At 66.8% G+C, this 14,398-nt stretch carries 12 protein-coding genes; 6 read left to right on the top strand and 6 right to left on the bottom strand.

The annotated features are described in order from the left end of the window. Positions 1-121: 121 nt before the first annotated feature. The gene (locus F3H41_RS06585) at positions 122-1,078 is read right to left on the bottom strand and encodes a metallophosphoesterase (RefSeq protein ID WP_149737775.1); all 957 of its coding nucleotides are present in this window, start codon (positions 1,076-1,078) and stop codon (positions 122-124) included. Positions 1,079-1,400: 322 nt separating this feature from the next. Here F3H41_RS06585 and F3H41_RS06580 point away from each other — a divergent pair, with 322 nt between their 5' ends. Continuing rightward, a complete protein-coding gene (locus F3H41_RS06580; RefSeq protein WP_149738240.1) occupies positions 1,401-1,832 on the top strand; it encodes an NUDIX domain-containing protein in 432 nt (143 codons plus the stop codon). Between the two features lie 6 nt (positions 1,833-1,838). Here the strand turns inward: F3H41_RS06580 and F3H41_RS06575 are convergent, their stop codons facing one another. Next, positions 1,839-2,822 (bottom strand): glutathione S-transferase family protein, encoded by a 984-nt coding sequence (locus F3H41_RS06575; protein ID WP_149737774.1) that lies wholly within the window; start codon positions 2,820-2,822, stop codon positions 1,839-1,841. Positions 2,823-3,116: 294 nt separating this feature from the next. On the opposite strand from F3H41_RS06575, the gene F3H41_RS06570 reads away from it, so the two are divergent. Both F3H41_RS06570 and F3H41_RS06565 read left to right on the top strand, forming a co-directional pair. Further along, on the top strand, positions 3,117-3,620 hold the full coding sequence (locus F3H41_RS06570) for an N-acetyltransferase (protein WP_149738239.1): 504 nt from the start codon (positions 3,117-3,119) through the stop codon (positions 3,618-3,620). 74 nt (positions 3,621-3,694) lie between these two features. Beyond that, on the top strand, positions 3,695-4,525 hold the full coding sequence (locus F3H41_RS06565; protein ID WP_149737773.1) for an alpha/beta fold hydrolase: 831 nt from the start codon (positions 3,695-3,697) through the stop codon (positions 4,523-4,525). Positions 4,526-4,559: 34 nt separating this feature from the next. Here the strand turns inward: F3H41_RS06565 and F3H41_RS06560 are convergent, their stop codons facing one another. From F3H41_RS06560 to F3H41_RS06545, 4 genes are all read right to left on the bottom strand, one after another. After that, entirely contained in the window at positions 4,560-6,626 is a 2,067-nt protein-coding gene (locus tag F3H41_RS06560) for a hypothetical protein (RefSeq protein ID WP_149737772.1), read from the bottom strand. A 9-nt stretch (positions 6,627-6,635) separates the two neighbouring features. Beyond that, positions 6,636-9,461, bottom strand: a complete 2,826-nt coding sequence (locus F3H41_RS06555; RefSeq protein WP_149737771.1) for a DUF4159 domain-containing protein — start codon at positions 9,459-9,461, stop codon at positions 6,636-6,638. Further along, positions 9,458-10,378 (bottom strand): DUF58 domain-containing protein, encoded by a 921-nt coding sequence (locus F3H41_RS06550; RefSeq protein ID WP_149737770.1) that lies wholly within the window; start codon positions 10,376-10,378, stop codon positions 9,458-9,460. Before F3H41_RS06550 ends, F3H41_RS06555 begins: the two co-directional genes overlap by 4 nt. A gap of 174 nt (positions 10,379-10,552) precedes the next feature. Next, positions 10,553-11,566, bottom strand: a complete 1,014-nt coding sequence (locus tag F3H41_RS06545) for a MoxR family ATPase (protein ID WP_149737769.1) — start codon at positions 11,564-11,566, stop codon at positions 10,553-10,555. A 236-nt stretch (positions 11,567-11,802) separates the two neighbouring features. On the opposite strand from F3H41_RS06545, the gene F3H41_RS06540 reads away from it, so the two are divergent. Genes F3H41_RS06540 through F3H41_RS06530 form a run of 3 tightly spaced genes read left to right on the top strand, consistent with a single transcriptional unit; the run spans position 11,803 to position 14,353 of the window. After that, positions 11,803-12,444 (top strand): DUF1285 domain-containing protein, encoded by a 642-nt coding sequence (locus tag F3H41_RS06540; protein ID WP_149737768.1) that lies wholly within the window; start codon positions 11,803-11,805, stop codon positions 12,442-12,444. Then, a complete protein-coding gene (locus tag F3H41_RS06535; protein ID WP_149737767.1) occupies positions 12,441-13,073 on the top strand; it encodes a CoA pyrophosphatase in 633 nt (210 codons plus the stop codon). Before F3H41_RS06540 ends, F3H41_RS06535 begins: the two co-directional genes overlap by 4 nt. Continuing rightward, positions 13,070-14,353 carry a CCA tRNA nucleotidyltransferase gene (locus tag F3H41_RS06530; RefSeq protein ID WP_149737766.1) on the top strand — a complete coding sequence of 428 codons (1,284 nt, stop codon included), beginning with the start codon at positions 13,070-13,072 and terminating at the stop codon, positions 14,351-14,353. The genes F3H41_RS06535 and F3H41_RS06530 overlap by 4 nt, the downstream gene beginning before the upstream one ends. Positions 14,354-14,398 lie beyond the last annotated feature (45 nt).

The raw sequence follows: 14,398 nt of genomic DNA, 5'->3' as shown, positions 1-14,398 counted from the left end.
GTGCAGGGGTCTGCGGGGCAGGCATCCCGGCCGCAGTCTAGCGCCGGCTTTCGGGAAACGGACAGGAACCGGCAATTATTCGTCGAATTGCCCCAATTTTTGTCGCGACCTCCTTTGACCGTCACACATCGACGGCGTGGCGCTCGACGAAGGGCGCCATGACCGCGCCCGCGCTGCCGAAGCGGGTGGTTTCCGCAAGCCGCAGCTTCGTTCCGTCGCCCGTCAGTTCGTGGCGTTCGCGCAGGATCTGCCAGTGGCCGGGGCTTCCGGTGATGGTGAAGAGGTTGTAGCCGGCCGGTGGTTTGTGGCCGCCCGGACTCTGTGACGCCGAGGCGATGCCGACGACAGGGATGCTGTTTGTCTGGCCCTTCAGCGCATAGACGGTGTTGAGGTGGGTGTGGCCGTGCAGCACGAGTTCTGCGCCGCCGGCCCGCACCGTGGCGGCAAAACGGCGGATGCCCAGCATGCGCTTGTGCATGGAGGTCGCGCCGCGGATCGGCGGATGGTGGATCAGCACGACGCGGAAGAGGCCGGCTTCGCCCGCTGCCCGCAGCATGTTGACCGTTTCGCGCGCCTGGCGGCGGCCGAAATAGCCGCTTGCCGCAAAGGGGGGCGTTGCCACAGCGGTGGAGCAGCCGATGATGGCGACCTGCCCGCGCACGCGCAGATACGGAAAACAATGCTCGATGTCCGCAGCGCTCTCGGGCGCAATATCGCCGCGCATATAGGGATACCAGGCGGCGGTGGAGCGCTCGTAGGCGCCGGGAACGTAGGCATCGTGGTTACCCGGCACCAGCGAGATCATGTCCGGCTTGCCGGCCGCAGCCAGCCAGTCGCTGACGGCGGTGATCTCGCGGCCGGACGCGAGGTTGACGAGGTCGCCGGTGATGACGAGGTGATCGGGGTCCTTGGTGTCGATATCGGCGAGGACGCTGGCCAGGGTATCGCCGAACATCTGTCGGCGGCGGTTGCGATGCCAGTTGAAGAAGCCGGTGATGCGCTTGGAGGCGAGTTCGCGGATCGTCAGGCGCGGGAGGGGGCCGAGATGGACGTCGGAAATATGGGCGAGCTTGAACATCAGACCTACCTAGCGCACGCGGTGCGGAAACCGAGAGGGAAATCGGCCGCCGCCTTTAAAAAGCCGTCAAGGGACATGTCACGTCATCCGTTGCCGGACCTTCAGGCCGACGCTAGGGGCAAAAGGTGAAGGTTTGCCTTCCCGGCAACCATGGACAGGCGGTGGCGGAGAAGCTCCGGACGGGGTGGCGCGGCGGCGGCGCCTGCGCCACACTTCCCACGGGAGAATCACGGCCGGCTTCCGGCGCACAGGGGATCACAGCGTGACCAAGGAAATACCGCCCGAGCTCAGCACGTTCAGGGCGCGCCTTCTGACGCGGGCAATGCACGTCTATTTCGCGCTCAGACGCGGCATGACGCTGGGCGTGCGCGCCGCCTGTTTCGATGCGAAGGGCCGGGTTTTTCTGGTGCGGCACAGCTACGTGCCGGGCTGGCATATGCCGGGCGGCGGTGTGGAACGCGGCGAGACGGCCATGCAGGCCTTGCTGAAGGAGTTGCGCGAGGAGGGCAATCTTGAGGTCGGCGCCGCGCCCGTTCTCTTCCACGTCTACCACAACAGCCGGTCGGCCATTCGCGACCATGTGCTTTTCTATCGCTGTGACGGTGTCACCCAGACGCATCCGCGTTTGCGCGACGCCGAGATCGTCGAGGCCGGCTTCTTCGCGCTCGATGCGTTGCCGGAGGGGACGACGCCGGCTACCCGGCGGCGCCTTGCCGAGGTCGAGGGCGCAGCGCCGCCGGAGGACATCTGGTAGGCCGGTTCAGCCGCCCATGGCGTCGCGCCCATGCGGCGCGGTGAGGTCGAGCGCCGGTCCGACGGGCACGATTCCGGTCGGGTTGATGGTCTTGTGGCTGCGATAGTAGTGGTGCTTGATGTGGCGCATGTTGACCGTCGCCGCGACGCCCTCGACCTGGTAAAGCTCACGCAAGTAACTGGAAAGGTTTGGATAATCCGCGATGCGGCGAATGTTGCACTTGAAGTGGCCGACATAAACAGGGTCGAAGCGCACCAGCGTGGTGAAGAGGCGCCAGTCGGCCTCGGTGATCGTCGAGCCCGTCAGGTAGCGTTGGGTCGCAAGGCGTTCTTCCAGCCAGTCCAGCGTTTCGAAGAGCGTGCCGGCCGCTTCCTCATAGGCGTCCTGCGCGGTGGCGAAGCCGGCCTTGTAGACGCCGTTGTTGACGTCGTCGTAGATGCGATCGTTCAGCGCATCGATCTCGGCGCTCAGCGCCTCCGGGTAGAAATCGAGCGTGTTGCCGGTGAGGCCGTTAAAGGCGGTGTTGAACATGCGGATGATTTCGGCCGATTCATTCGATACGATGGTCTGGCGCTGCTTGTCCCAGAGCACAGGCACGGTGACGCGGCCGGAATAGGACGGATCGGCTTTCGTATAGACCTGCCAGAGATAGTCGGAGCCGAAGAGATGGTCGGTGGTGCCGCCGTCGCGGTTCTTGAACTCCCAGCCATTCTCCAGCATCAGGGGATCGACGATGGAGACGTCGATGAGGTCTTCGAGGCCCTTCAGTGCCCGGAAGATCAGCGTGCGGTGCGCCCAGGGACAGGCGAGCGAGACATAGAGGTGATAGCGCCCGGCCTCGGCCTTGAAGCCGGCCTCGCCGGTCGGCCCGGCGCTGCCGTCGGCAGTGACGAAGTTGCGGAACTGCGATTTCGACCGCTCGAAGCGGCCCTTGGTGGCGGCGGTATCATACCAGACGTCGTGCCAGACGCCGTCGACAAGCTTACCCATGATCGTTTCCCGTTGTTTCCTCTGTCGCGTTGGAAGATAGACGCTCAGGCGGCGGGGCATAGGGCGCTTTCGGTGAACGATGCGTTTTTGCTTTGACGAGCGTCAGATTTCTGATATCGGGCCTTTCACCATCTTTGTGACGGCGGCCGCCCTGGCCGCGTTCTTCAGGAAAACGATCGCGCCATGATCATTGCCGGAAGCCTGCGACGACGCTGACCCTGCCAACGCCCATTCGGGCGATCGCATGTCCGCACCCTATCGTCCTGTCTTTCCGGTTCCTGATCCATGCTCATGATGCACAAGCACGACCTCGTCTACCTGACGGAAGATCCCTCGCACGACGCCGCCATCGAACTCATCAACGAAGAAGCCTTCGGCCCCGGCCGGTTTGCCCGCGCCGCCGCGCGCATTCGCGAGCAGGGGCCGCATGATCGCGCGCTCTCCTTCATCTGCGCCGACGATGGCGAGACGATCGCCTCGGTGCGGATGACGCCGGTGCGGGCCGGCGATGTGAAAGGCCATCTTCTCGGGCCGCTTGCCGTGCGCCCATCCCACAAGAACAGGGGCATCGGCCGCGAACTGGTGCGGATCGCCGTCGAGGCGGCGCGGCGCAAGGGCTCCGAGGCCGTCATCCTCGTCGGCGACGGGCCCTATTACATGCCGCTCGGCTTCGAGCGCGTGGCGATGAACGCGCTGACCTTTCCGGGCCCGGTCGATCCGGCGCGCGTTCTCGTCGTGCCGATGGCGGCCGATATCCATGCGCGCCTCAAGGGCGAGATCGGCTGGCGGCGCGGCTGACGCCCATATTTTGCCTTGCGCTCATGCGACGGACTTGCTTTTCTTGTTGTCGTCAAGATTGCGAGGGCACGACCATGGCATTCGCACACCGACTCGCTGCCACGCTCCTGCTACTGTTGCTTCCGGCCAGCGGCGAAACCTCGCTTCAACAGCCCTGGCGCCACGCGAGCGGGCCGCCGCCGCTGCCGGTGGCCGACGAGAGCGGTTTTGCGCCGATCCGCGGCATTCAGATGCACTATGCCGTTTTCGGAAAGGGCCACGGCGCGCCGATCCTGCTCGTGCATGGCGGCATGGGCAGCGGGGATGTGTGGGGCTACGAGGTTCCGGAACTTTCGCGCACCCATGAAGTGATCGTCGCCGACAGCCGGGGGCAGGGGCGCTCGACGCGCACGAATATCCCCTTCACCTACCATCTGATGGCCGAGGACTATGTCGCGCTGCTCGATTATCTCGGCATCGCCAAGGTGGCGCTGGTCGGCTTCAGCGATGGCGGGATCATTGGCATCGACATTGCCATCCATCATCCCGAGCGGCTGACGAAGCTCTTTGCCCAGGCTGCCAATGTCAGCCCGTCCGGCCTGTTTCCGGAAACGGTGACGTCGGCGATGAACGACGCCCAGGAGGGTGTGACAAAGGGCGACGGCATGCCGGGCCTGCAGGCGGCCATCGAAACCATGTGGGCGACCCAGCCGAACTATACGGCGGCCGAGCTCCGCTCGATCCGCGTGCCGACGGCGATCGTCGTCGGCGACCATGACGAGTTCATCAAGCCGTCCCATTCCCGCTACATGGCGGAGACCATTCCGGGCGCGAAGCTCGTGGTGCTCGCCAATGTCAGCCACGGCGCGCTCTACCAGAACCCGCGCCAGTATCTCGACGCGATCGAACGCTTCATCGGTAGCTGACAGCGAGCCAGCGCCCTTGCGGATCAGGAGGGGCTCAACGCCCCTCGCGATACCACATGGCCGAGAAGGCGAGGATGAGGGCGGCGAGGCCGAGAAGTCCGGTAAAGAGCGGCAGCGACAGGATCCCCTTCAGCACCGTTTCATCGGTCATCTGGAGGGTGAGGCGCGTCGGGTCGGCCGTGCGGATCGTACCGGAGAGCGGCAGGATGGCCGGTACGCTGACGCTGTCATTCGCGGCAATGCGGGTGACGAGGCCCTTGGTCTTTTCCACCACGGGGGCGACGATGTCTGGGGTCGAGGTCGTCGCCTTGAATTCCGGCGCATCGACGGTGCCGACGTGGACGAGGGTCGAGAGGTCGCCGTTCTTGACCTCGAAGAGACCGGTCTCGGTGGTGCGCAGCGTGGCGCGGAAGAGGCCGGGCTCGGCTTCCGCGAGTGTCAGGGGCTGGCGCGCGCCGGAAGGCAGCAGGATCTCGGCCGGGCCGGGATCGGTCCCGAGCGTCTGGCGGCTGACCTCGATGGAGCGACCAAGGGCGCGGGCGGTCAGCGCCTCTTCCTCCAGCGCCGGTTCCTTCATCAGCCAGTGGGCGGTGCGGCGGTAGAGCGAGGCGCTCGGACCACCACCCTCGAAGCCACGGGCCCAGAGCCAGCCCTGGTCGGAGAGCAGCATGGCAACGCGGCCTTCGCCGACGCGGTTGAGCACCAGCAGCGGCTTTCCGTCGGCGGCCTGCATGACCGTCTCGCCCTGCGGGCGATCGACATCGACCGTGCGGAACCAGCGGCCCCAGGCGGGCGGTTCGTTGCCGGCGCCTTCAAGGCCGCGCGTCACCGGGTGCTTCTTGCCCTCGTCGGACAGGCGGGGAAAAAAGCCCTTCTCGTTCATCGTGCCGGTGGGATTGGCGGGCAGCACGGCCTGCAACGGCGTCAGTGCGATGGAATCCTCGCCTGCATGTTCGGGACCGGCCGCGATCAGCAGGGCGCCGCCCTTTTCCACGTATTGCGCGATGTTGTCGTAATAGAGGATCGGCAGCACGCCGCGGTGCTGGTAGCGGTCGAAGATGATCAGGTCGAACTCGTCGATCTTGTCGACGAAGAGTTCGCGGGTCGGGAAGGCGATCAGCGAGAGTTCGTTGATCGGCGTGCCGTCCTGCTTTTCCGGCGGCCGCAGGATGGTGAAGTGGACGAGATCGACGGAGGCATCGGATTTCAAGAGGTTGCGCCAGGCGCGCTCGCCCGCATGCGGCTCGCCGGAGACCAGCAGAACGCGCAGGTTTTCGCGAATGCCGTCGATGATGTGGATGGCGCGGTTGTTGGCGTCCGTGACTTCGCCGGCAAGCGGTGCCACGGCAAATTCGAGGATGTTGTTGCCGCCGCGCGGCACCTTGAAGGTAAAAGGGATCTCCGTGCCGGCGGTCGCACCCTGCCGGGCGATCTCGTTGCCGTTGAGCCGGATCGTTACCTCGGCCTCGTCGCCTGGCGATGGACCGTCATCCACGACGCGGAAGGTGACCGTCTGGTCCTCGCCGACAATGCCGAAGCGGGGTCCGCGCACCACCTCGATGCGGCGGTCGAATTCACTGTCGCGGCCGGTGATGAGGGCGTGCACCGGGGCGTCGAAGCCGAGCGGCTGGTTGACGTCGGGCACGTCGTGGATGCGGCCATCGGTGATGAAGATGGCGCCGCCGACCCGGGCGGGCGGCACGTCGGCCAGCGCTGTGCGCAGGCTTTCGAAGAGGCGCGTGGACGGAGCTTCGGATTCGCCGTCGTCGCGCGCCTCGACGATGCGGGCCTCGATCTGCGGGAAGGCGGCGAGGCGTTCGCGCAGCTGCGCCAGCGCCGCATCCGTCTGCGCCTTGCGCGCGTCGTAGTCCTGGCTCTGGCTGCGATCGACGATGACGGCGACCACGGTGGAGAGCGGTTCGCGCTCCTCCTGCCGGATGACGGGATTGGCAAGCGCGAGGATCACGAGGATGCCGGCCAGCGTGCGCAGCCAGACGCCGCGTACACCACGCCAGAGGCCAAGCGCCGAGAGCAGTGCCGCCGCAACGATGAGGACCGCGAGCAGGGGAAGCGGAATGAGGGGCGAGAGATCGACGGTCATGCCGGTTCCTTACTGGCCGAGGCGTTCGAGCAGGGCGGGAATGTGCACCTGGTCGGCCTTGTAGTTGCCGGTGAGCATATACATCATGATGTTGACGCCAGAGCGGTAGGCGTATTCGCGCTGGTTTTCGTCGGCCGGTACAGTCGGCAACAGCGGATTGCCGGCGTCGTCAATGGCCCAGGCGCCGGCCATATCGTTGCCGGTGATCATGATGGGGCTGACGCCATCGGCCGAACGCGCCGGGCGGTCGGCAGCGCCGTCCTGCCTGTCCAACTGCGATTCGATCCACAGCGGGCTTCCGGAATAGCGGCCCGGAAAGCTCGTCAGCAGATAGAAGGACTTGGTTAGCACGTGATCCGTGGGTACCGGCTCGAGCGGTGGAATGTCCAGATTGGCGAGGATCGCCTGCAGGCGCTGCGTGTTCGGGCTGTCGCCAGAGGCGCTGCCAAGCGCTGAGATCTGATCGCGCGTATCGAAGAGTACGGTGCCGCCGGCGCGCATATAGGCGTCGATGCGGCTGACGGACTGGGCGCTCGGCATGGGCGCACTTGCCGAAACCGGCCAGTAGATGATGGGGTAGAAGGACAACTCGTCCTTTGAAATATCGACGCCCACAGGCGCGCCGGGCTCCAGCGTCGTGCGGTAGGTCAGGAACTGCGTCAGTCCCTCAAGGCCGCGTTGGGAAATGCGGTCGACCTCCGCTTCGCCGGTGACGACATAGGCAAGGTGGGTGGTGTCGAGATGTTGCAGGATCGCGTCGTCGCCCGGCTTGCTGTCATCGGCATGGCCGATGCCGGGGGCGACGACGAGCCCGGTGCCGAGCACGGCAACCGCAAGGATCGTCGCGGCGCGGGCTGCGGGGCGTGCGGAGGCGCGCAGCCGCGCGAAGGCGCCGCCCATGAAGAGGACGACGAGGCCGTCGAGGATGAGGAGCAGCATGGCGGCGGTCAGGAGGGCGGGTTTAAGCGACCAGGTCTCGGCGCCGGCAAGCGGCGCGGTCTGATAGGCGGTCGGAAGGCCGGTCAGCGCCAGCGGCTGAAGCACGGCATCACGCTCCATCAGGTTCAGGGCCGAAAATCCGTCTTCCGAGCCGTAGAGGCCGGGCGGATTGTCGGAGGTGGCCTTGGGGGTCACGCCGGCTGCGATTTCCAGCGGGCGGGCGCCGCCGGTCTCGCCGGTCAACACGCCATCGGCATTCAGCAGGCGGTAGGGAGGCAGCGTGCGGGCCGCTTCCGCGCCGCTGGCCGCAACTCCGCCGCCGCGGGCGAGTTGCACGGTGCGGCGCAGCATTTCGACGAAGCTTCCGGAAATCGGCAGGTTCGACCAGGTGGCTTCGGCCGAGACGTGGAAGAGCACGATGCGGCCCTGGCCCTCGACGCGCGTGGTGACGAGCGGCGTGCCATCGGCAAGGCTGGCCCAGGTGCGCTCGGCCAGATCGGCCGTTGGCTGTGCCAGAACCTGACGCTTGACGAGTATATCGGCCGGCCTCGGCATGCCGGCAAAGGGGCTGTTGGCGGGATAATCGGCCAGCGGTTGCGGTTCTGCCCAGGAGAGGGCGCCGCCAAGGGCGCGTTCGCCCTGGCGCAGGATGACGGGCACGAGCGGGTCTTCAGCCGGGGCGGCGGCAAGGCGTGGGCCGGCAAAGCGGATCAGCGTGCCGCCATTGTCGATCCAGCTTTGCAAGGGGCCATAGACCTCCTCCGGCAGGCGGCCAATATCGGCCATGATCAGCACGGAGGGCTTCTGTTCCAGCAGCGCCGGGACGGCCTTGGCGAGGTCCGGTTCCTCGGGCGCCACGAGGTCCGCATAGGGGGCAAGCGCGCGGTTGATGTAGTAGAGCGGCGAGAGCAGCGGCTGCGCCATGTCACGGGCTTCGCCGCTGAGCAGCGCCACGCGGCGGCGGCGGAAGCCGTCGTCGAGCAAATAGGTGGCGCCGGCATTGGCAAGGCCTGTCAGGCCAAGCCGCGCGAAATCATTGCGCAGCTCGAAGGGGGCGGTGACGGTGGCGCGTGCCACCGATTCCCCGGGCGCGAAATCGAACTGCCCCTCGCCGATGGCGCGGCCGCGCGCATCATAGGCGGTGACACCGAGGCTTTCTGGGCCGGTGGTCACGAGACGGGTGGCTGTAACGGCGAGCCCGTTGGCGTCGTTGGAGGCGGCGGAGAGTGCCACGGGGCGGGCGGCATCCGCGCCGATCAGGCGAAGGTCTGCCGGCCCGAGGGCTGCAAGATCGGCCATCACAGGATCGCCCGCGCCTTCGATGCCGTCGCTGACGAAGGCGACCGTGCCGGGCCGCGTGTCGCCCAGCGCGGCGCGGATGGCGGCGACCGTCGCCGGGTGGTCCGTCGCAAGGGGCTGCGGTCGGGCCGCCGCCAGACGCCGGTCGGCCTCATCCGCGCTGGTCGGGGCGGCGTTGTGGTCGCGATCGGCGGTAAAGGCGATGGAGACCGGCAGATCGCGGCTTGCGGCATCGGCGATCAGACCGGCGGCAGTTTCAACACGGCGCTCCCAGTCTTCGGCGCTCGCCCAGCCATTGTCGACGACGAGCACCAGAGGTCCGCCGGTGGCGAGCGTGTTGAGGCGCGGGTTCATGACGGGATCGGAGATGGCGAGGATGACGAGCGCGGCCATCAGCATGCGCAGCAGCGTCAGCCACCACGGGCTTTTCGAGGGCGTCTCCTCCCGCTTCAGCACGCGGGCGAGAATGCGCAGCGGCGGAAAGACTTCTGCCTGCGGGCGCGGCGGCGTCATGCGCAGCAGCCACCAGATCGCCGGCAGCGCCACGAGGGCGGCCAGCAGGGCGGGATTGGTGAAGAGGAAGGGCAGGCCGCTCACAGCTGTCCTCCATGGTTGGCGCGGCCGGGCGCGCCGGAGAGATACATGTGCACGGCCACCAGCGCTTCGGAGGCGAGGTGATCGGTGCGGTGCGGCGTGAAGCTCCAGCCGAGATGTCGAAGGCTGGCGCCGAGTGCCTCGCGCCGGCCGAGATAGGCGCGGCGGTAATCCTCCGCCACAATCTCGGCGCGGCCCGCGGTCAGCTTCTCGCCCGTCTCCGGATCGGTGAATTCGGTGCGGCCGGCATAGGGGAAGACTTCTTCGGCGGGATCGGCGATCTCCACCACATGGCCGCGCATGCCGCGCCGCGAGAGCGGCGTCAGCCGCGTCATGATCGCATCGGATGGATCGAGGAAGTCGCCGATCAGCACGAGATCGCTCGCGCCGCGGATCATGCCGGTGTCCGGCAGGCCGGCATTCGGCGGACGGTGGGTGAGGGCTGCGGCCAGCCGTTCAGCGGCGTTGCGGGCCGAGACCGGCTCCATGACGCCGGGGCAGCCAATGCGCTCGCCCGAGCGCGCGAGAATTTCGGCCAGCGCCAGCATCAGCACCAGCGCGCGGCTTTCCTTGGAAACGGTGCCGAGGGTGGACTTGAACATCATGGACGGTGAGAGGTCGGCCCACAGCCAGATCGTGTGCGCCGCTTCCCATTCGCGGTCGCGCACATAGGTGTGGTCGTCGCGAGCCGAGCGGCGCCAGTCGATGCGAGAGAGGCTTTCGCCGACGCTGTAGGGACGGAACTGCCAGAAGTTTTCGCCGATGCCGCGCTTGCGCCGTCCGTGCCAGCCGGCAATCACCGTGTTGGCGACGCGGCGGGCCTCGACGAGGCAATCGGGAATGAGCCGGGCGCGGATCTGGGCGCGGGCCAGCACCTCTCCCGACGATGTGCGTTCGACGATCTGTCCGATGGATGCCATGCGTTATCCAGGCGCTCCTTCAGCGCTGAAGCAGCCAGTCGCACCAATCGCGCCGCCGCCTCCTCGAGCATTTCCACAATTCCGGACGCAGAACCACTTCACACGTCTGCGGGAATTGCTCTCAAACATGCCGGCCGCGACCCGCCTCATGCGAGCCGCGAACGACCGGCGGCCTTAGCCGCGCGCGTCCTTCACGAGCGTGGCGATGACGTCGCGCACGCCCATGCCCTCGGCGCGGGCCGAGAAGTTCAGCGCCATGCGATGCTGCAGCACGGGTTCAGCGAGCGCGAAGACATCGTCGATCGAGGGCGCGAGACGCCCGTCATAAAGGGCGCGGGCGCGGGCGCAGAGCATCAAGGCCTGGCCGGCGCGTGGGCCGGGCCCCCAGGCCACCGTCTTGTCGGTCAGCCCGTGGCCATTGCCGGGGCGGGCGGACCTGACGAGCTTGAGGATCATGTCCACCACCGTATCCGGCACCGGCATCTGGCGCACCAACTGCTGGATGGCCGAGAGACGCTCGGCATCGATGACCGCGCGGGCGCCCGATTCCGCAACGCCGGTGGTTTCGAGCAGAATGCGGCGTTCGGCCTCGTATTCGGGATAGTGCACGTCCACCTCCAGCAGGAAGCGGTCGAGCTGGGCTTCCGGCAGGGGATAGGTGCCTTCCTGCTCCAGCGGGTTCTGGGTGGCGAGCACGTGGAAGGGCGCCGGCAGGTCGTTGCGCTGGCCGGCGACGGTGACGTGATATTCCTGCATGGCCTGCAGCAGGGCCGACTGGGTGCGCGGGCTGGCGCGGTTGATTTCATCGGCCATCAGGAGCTGGGTGAAGATCGGGCCGGGCACGAAGCGGAAGGAGCGGCGGCCGCTCTCGTCCTGGTCCATGACTTCGGCGCCGAGAATGTCGGAGGGCATCAGGTCGGGCGTGAACTGGATGCGGCTCGCATTGAGGCCAAGCACGGAGCCGAGCGTGGTGACGAGCTTGGTCTTGGCAAGGCCGGGCACGCCGACGAGCAGGGCATGGCCGCCGGAGAGAACGGCAAGCAGCACCTGCTCAACCACCGTTTCCTGGCCGAAAATGACCTTGCCGACTTCGGCGCGGATGGCGGCGATCTCTTCCAGCGCGCTTTCGGCGGCGGCGATGATCGCCTTGTCATCGAGCGCGGGGCTGGCGGTCTTCATCATGCTCATCCATGCACTCCCTTGAGGCTCTGGTCATCTTGCGGCTCTGGCCATGCCGGCGACGGCCTTTTCCGAATCGAGGCAAGACCCGTGCCGACCGATAAATTCAATTTAAGCCCGGCTGATCGGCTGACAAGCCGGCCGCGCCGCACTATCTCGTGACGAAGCGCGTCATCCACGCAAAGTCTTCAAGCAAGCGCAAGAATAGGACCAAACGGGACGGAACGATGGCAGAGGACGGCGGAATGACACGCACACAGACGAGGGGCGCGACCGGGATTGCGGCGAGTGCGGATGCATCCGGGCTTGCCGCGATGATTGCGCGGGCGCAGGGCGATGCCGGTGGCGAAGGCCGAGGCCTGCCGCCGGTGGAGCGCTGGAACCCGCCCTTCTGCGGCGATATCGACATGGAAATCCGCGCCGACGGCACCTGGTTCTATCTGGGAACGCCGATCGGCCGGCAGCCGTTGGTGCGGCTCTTTTCCACCGTGCTGCGCAAGGATGAGGACGGCAAGACCTACCTCGTCACGCCCGTCGAAAAAGTCGGCATCCGCGTCGTCGATGCGCCCTTCCTTGCCGTGGAAATGAGCGTAGAGGGTGAGGGGGCAGCGCAGGTGCTGACCTTCCGCACCAATGTTGGCGATGTCGTTGCGGCCGGGCCGGAGCATGGCCTGCGTTTCGAGACCGGCGGCAACGATGGCGAACTGAAGCCCTATTTGCATGTGCGCGGGCGACTGGAGGCGCTGGTGTCGCGGGCCGTCATGTATGATCTCGTGGCGCTTGGCGAGCGGCTGGAGGTCGAGGGTATCAAGATGTTCTGCCTGCGCTCGGGCGGCGTCGTTTTCCCCGTCATGCCGGCTGCCGAGCTCGATCGCCTCTCCCAATGAGCACCATGCCCTTTTCCGCCACCGATTTTCGCCGCCGGGCGGTGGCGCATGGCGCCGCCCCTGTCGAAGAGGCCTGGCGCGAGCATGGCGACATCCTTCTCAATCCCGGCGTAATCCCCATGCTGGAGGGCCTCACGCTGAAGGATGCGGCGGTGCTGGTGCCCGTCATCGATGATGCCGATGGCGCAAAGGTCATCTTCACGCAGCGTACCGCCAAGCTGCGCAAGCATTCTGGCCAGATCGCCTTTCCCGGCGGCGGCATGGATGCAGAGGACCGGACGCCCGAGGTTGCGGCGCTGCGCGAAACGGAGGAAGAGATCGGCCTTCACCGCAGCTTCGTGGAAACGGTCGGGCGGCTGCCTTACTACATGGCCATGTCCGGCTTCCGTATCACGCCGGTGCTTGCCGTCGTCCGGCGCGGCTTTTCCATCGTGCCCAATCCGGACGAGGTGGATGCCGTCTTCGAGGTGCCGCTTTCGTTTTTGATGAACCCCGACAATCATATCGTCGGCAGCAGCGTCTGGCAGGGGCGCGAGCGACACTACTATCGCATGCCCTATGGCGAGCGGAACATCTGGGGTATCACGGCGGGCATTGTTCGCACGCTCTATGAAAGGCTTTACGCATGACCGCTGATACGGCGCCTTCTGTTGCCCGGGAGGCCTGGTTTCGCGATGCGGCCCTGACGCGCATCCTCTCGCTCCTCAATGGCGATGGCGGGGAAACGCGTGTGGTGGGCGGCGCGGTGCGCAACAGCCTGATGGGCGTGCCGGTCGCCGATGTGGATCTGGCGACGACGCTGGTACCTCAGGCGGTCAGCGAACGGGCCGCCGCCGATGGCATCAAGGTGGTGCCGACGGGGATTGCCCACGGCACGGTGACGCTGGTTCTCAACGGTCGCGGCTTCGAGGTGACGACGCTGCGCCGTGATGTCGCCACCGACGGGCGCCATGCGGAGGTCGCCTTCGGGACGGACTGGCAGGTGGATGCAGAGCGCCGGGACCTGACCATGAACGCGCTTTATGCCGATCGCGAGGGGCGGGTCATCGACCTCGTCGGCGGTCTCGCCGATATCGCAAGCCGCACCGTCCGTTTCATTGGCGATGCCCACCAGCGCGTGGCCGAGGATTATCTGCGCGTGCTGCGCTTCTTCCGCTTCTTTGCCCAGTATGGCAGCAGTCGGCCGGATGCCGAGGGGCTGCGGGCCGCAGCGCGGGCGAAGGATGAGCTGTCGCGGCTTTCGGCCGAGCGCATCTGGGCGGAGATGAAGAAGCTGCTGGGTGCCAGGGATCCCGGCCGGGCGCTTCTTTGGATGCGAACCTCCGGTGTGTTGACCGTTATCCTGCCCGAGACCGAAAAATGGGGCATCGACGCCATTCCGGGCCTGATTGCAGCGGAGGCCGCCTATGGCTGGGCGCCGGATGCGATGCTTCGGCTGATGGCCATCGTGCCGCCGGATGCGGAGCGGCTTGCCGGCCTTGCCGAGCGGCTGCGCCTGTCGCGCGCCGAGGCCGGGCGCTTGCAGGCCTTTGCCGCGGCGCCGATGGTCAAGCCCGACATGGCGGGCACGGCGCTCGACAGGCTGCTCTACCGGAAAGGCCGCGAGGGCATCGTGGACCGGTTGAAGCTTGCGCTCGCCGTTGCCCGCGCCAAGGCGGAGGTCGAGACGGAGAAAATGGCGGAAACGGCCCGGCTCCTGGAGCATCTGAGGCGTGCCGAGCGCTGGTCGAAGCCGCAGTTTCCGCTCAGTGGGGCTGATCTGTTGAAGACTGGCGTGGCGGCTGGCCCCGCCGTCGGACGGGCTCTTGGCGAACTGGAGCGGATCTGGGTGGACGGCAATTTCCATCTCGACCGCGCGGCGCTGCTGGCGCGGTTGCCGGCCGTGGTAGAGGCCGGGGATAAGGGGTGAGGGGCAGGCGGAGCCGGCTGCGGGGCGATGAAGCGAGTAGCTGTT

Origin of the sequence: Rhizobium sp. RU20A, assembly GCF_900155885.1 — a bacterium.
Taxonomy (GTDB): domain Bacteria; phylum Pseudomonadota; class Alphaproteobacteria; order Rhizobiales; family Rhizobiaceae; genus RU20A.
Note: the sequence above shows the minus strand (reverse complement) of the source record. Positions and strands in the feature narration are given on the sequence as shown.

Bases quoted from the DNA above. Each gene is read 5' to 3' on its own strand.
- F3H41_RS06545 (WP_149737769.1), bottom strand. From the start codon at position 11,566: ATGAGCATGATGAAGACCGCCAGCCCCGCGCTCGATGACAAGGCGATC.
- F3H41_RS06550 (WP_149737770.1), bottom strand. From the start codon at position 10,378: ATGGCATCCATCGGACAGATCGTCGAACGCACATCGTCGGGAGAGGTG.
- F3H41_RS06560 (WP_149737772.1), bottom strand. From the start codon at position 6,626: ATGACCGTCGATCTCTCGCCCCTCATTCCGCTTCCCCTGCTCGCGGTC.
- F3H41_RS06580 (WP_149738240.1), top strand. From the start codon at position 1,401: ATGCACGTCTATTTCGCGCTCAGACGCGGCATGACGCTGGGCGTGCGC.
- F3H41_RS06535 (WP_149737767.1), top strand. From the start codon at position 12,441: ATGAGCACCATGCCCTTTTCCGCCACCGATTTTCGCCGCCGGGCGGTG.
- F3H41_RS06530 (WP_149737766.1), top strand. From the start codon at position 13,070: ATGACCGCTGATACGGCGCCTTCTGTTGCCCGGGAGGCCTGGTTTCGC.
- F3H41_RS06585 (WP_149737775.1), bottom strand. From the start codon at position 1,078: ATGTTCAAGCTCGCCCATATTTCCGACGTCCATCTCGGCCCCCTCCCG.
- F3H41_RS06565 (WP_149737773.1), top strand. From the start codon at position 3,695: ATGGCATTCGCACACCGACTCGCTGCCACGCTCCTGCTACTGTTGCTT.
- F3H41_RS06570 (WP_149738239.1), top strand. From the start codon at position 3,117: ATGCACAAGCACGACCTCGTCTACCTGACGGAAGATCCCTCGCACGAC.
- F3H41_RS06540 (WP_149737768.1), top strand. From the start codon at position 11,803: ATGACACGCACACAGACGAGGGGCGCGACCGGGATTGCGGCGAGTGCG.
- F3H41_RS06575 (WP_149737774.1), bottom strand. From the start codon at position 2,822: ATGGGTAAGCTTGTCGACGGCGTCTGGCACGACGTCTGGTATGATACC.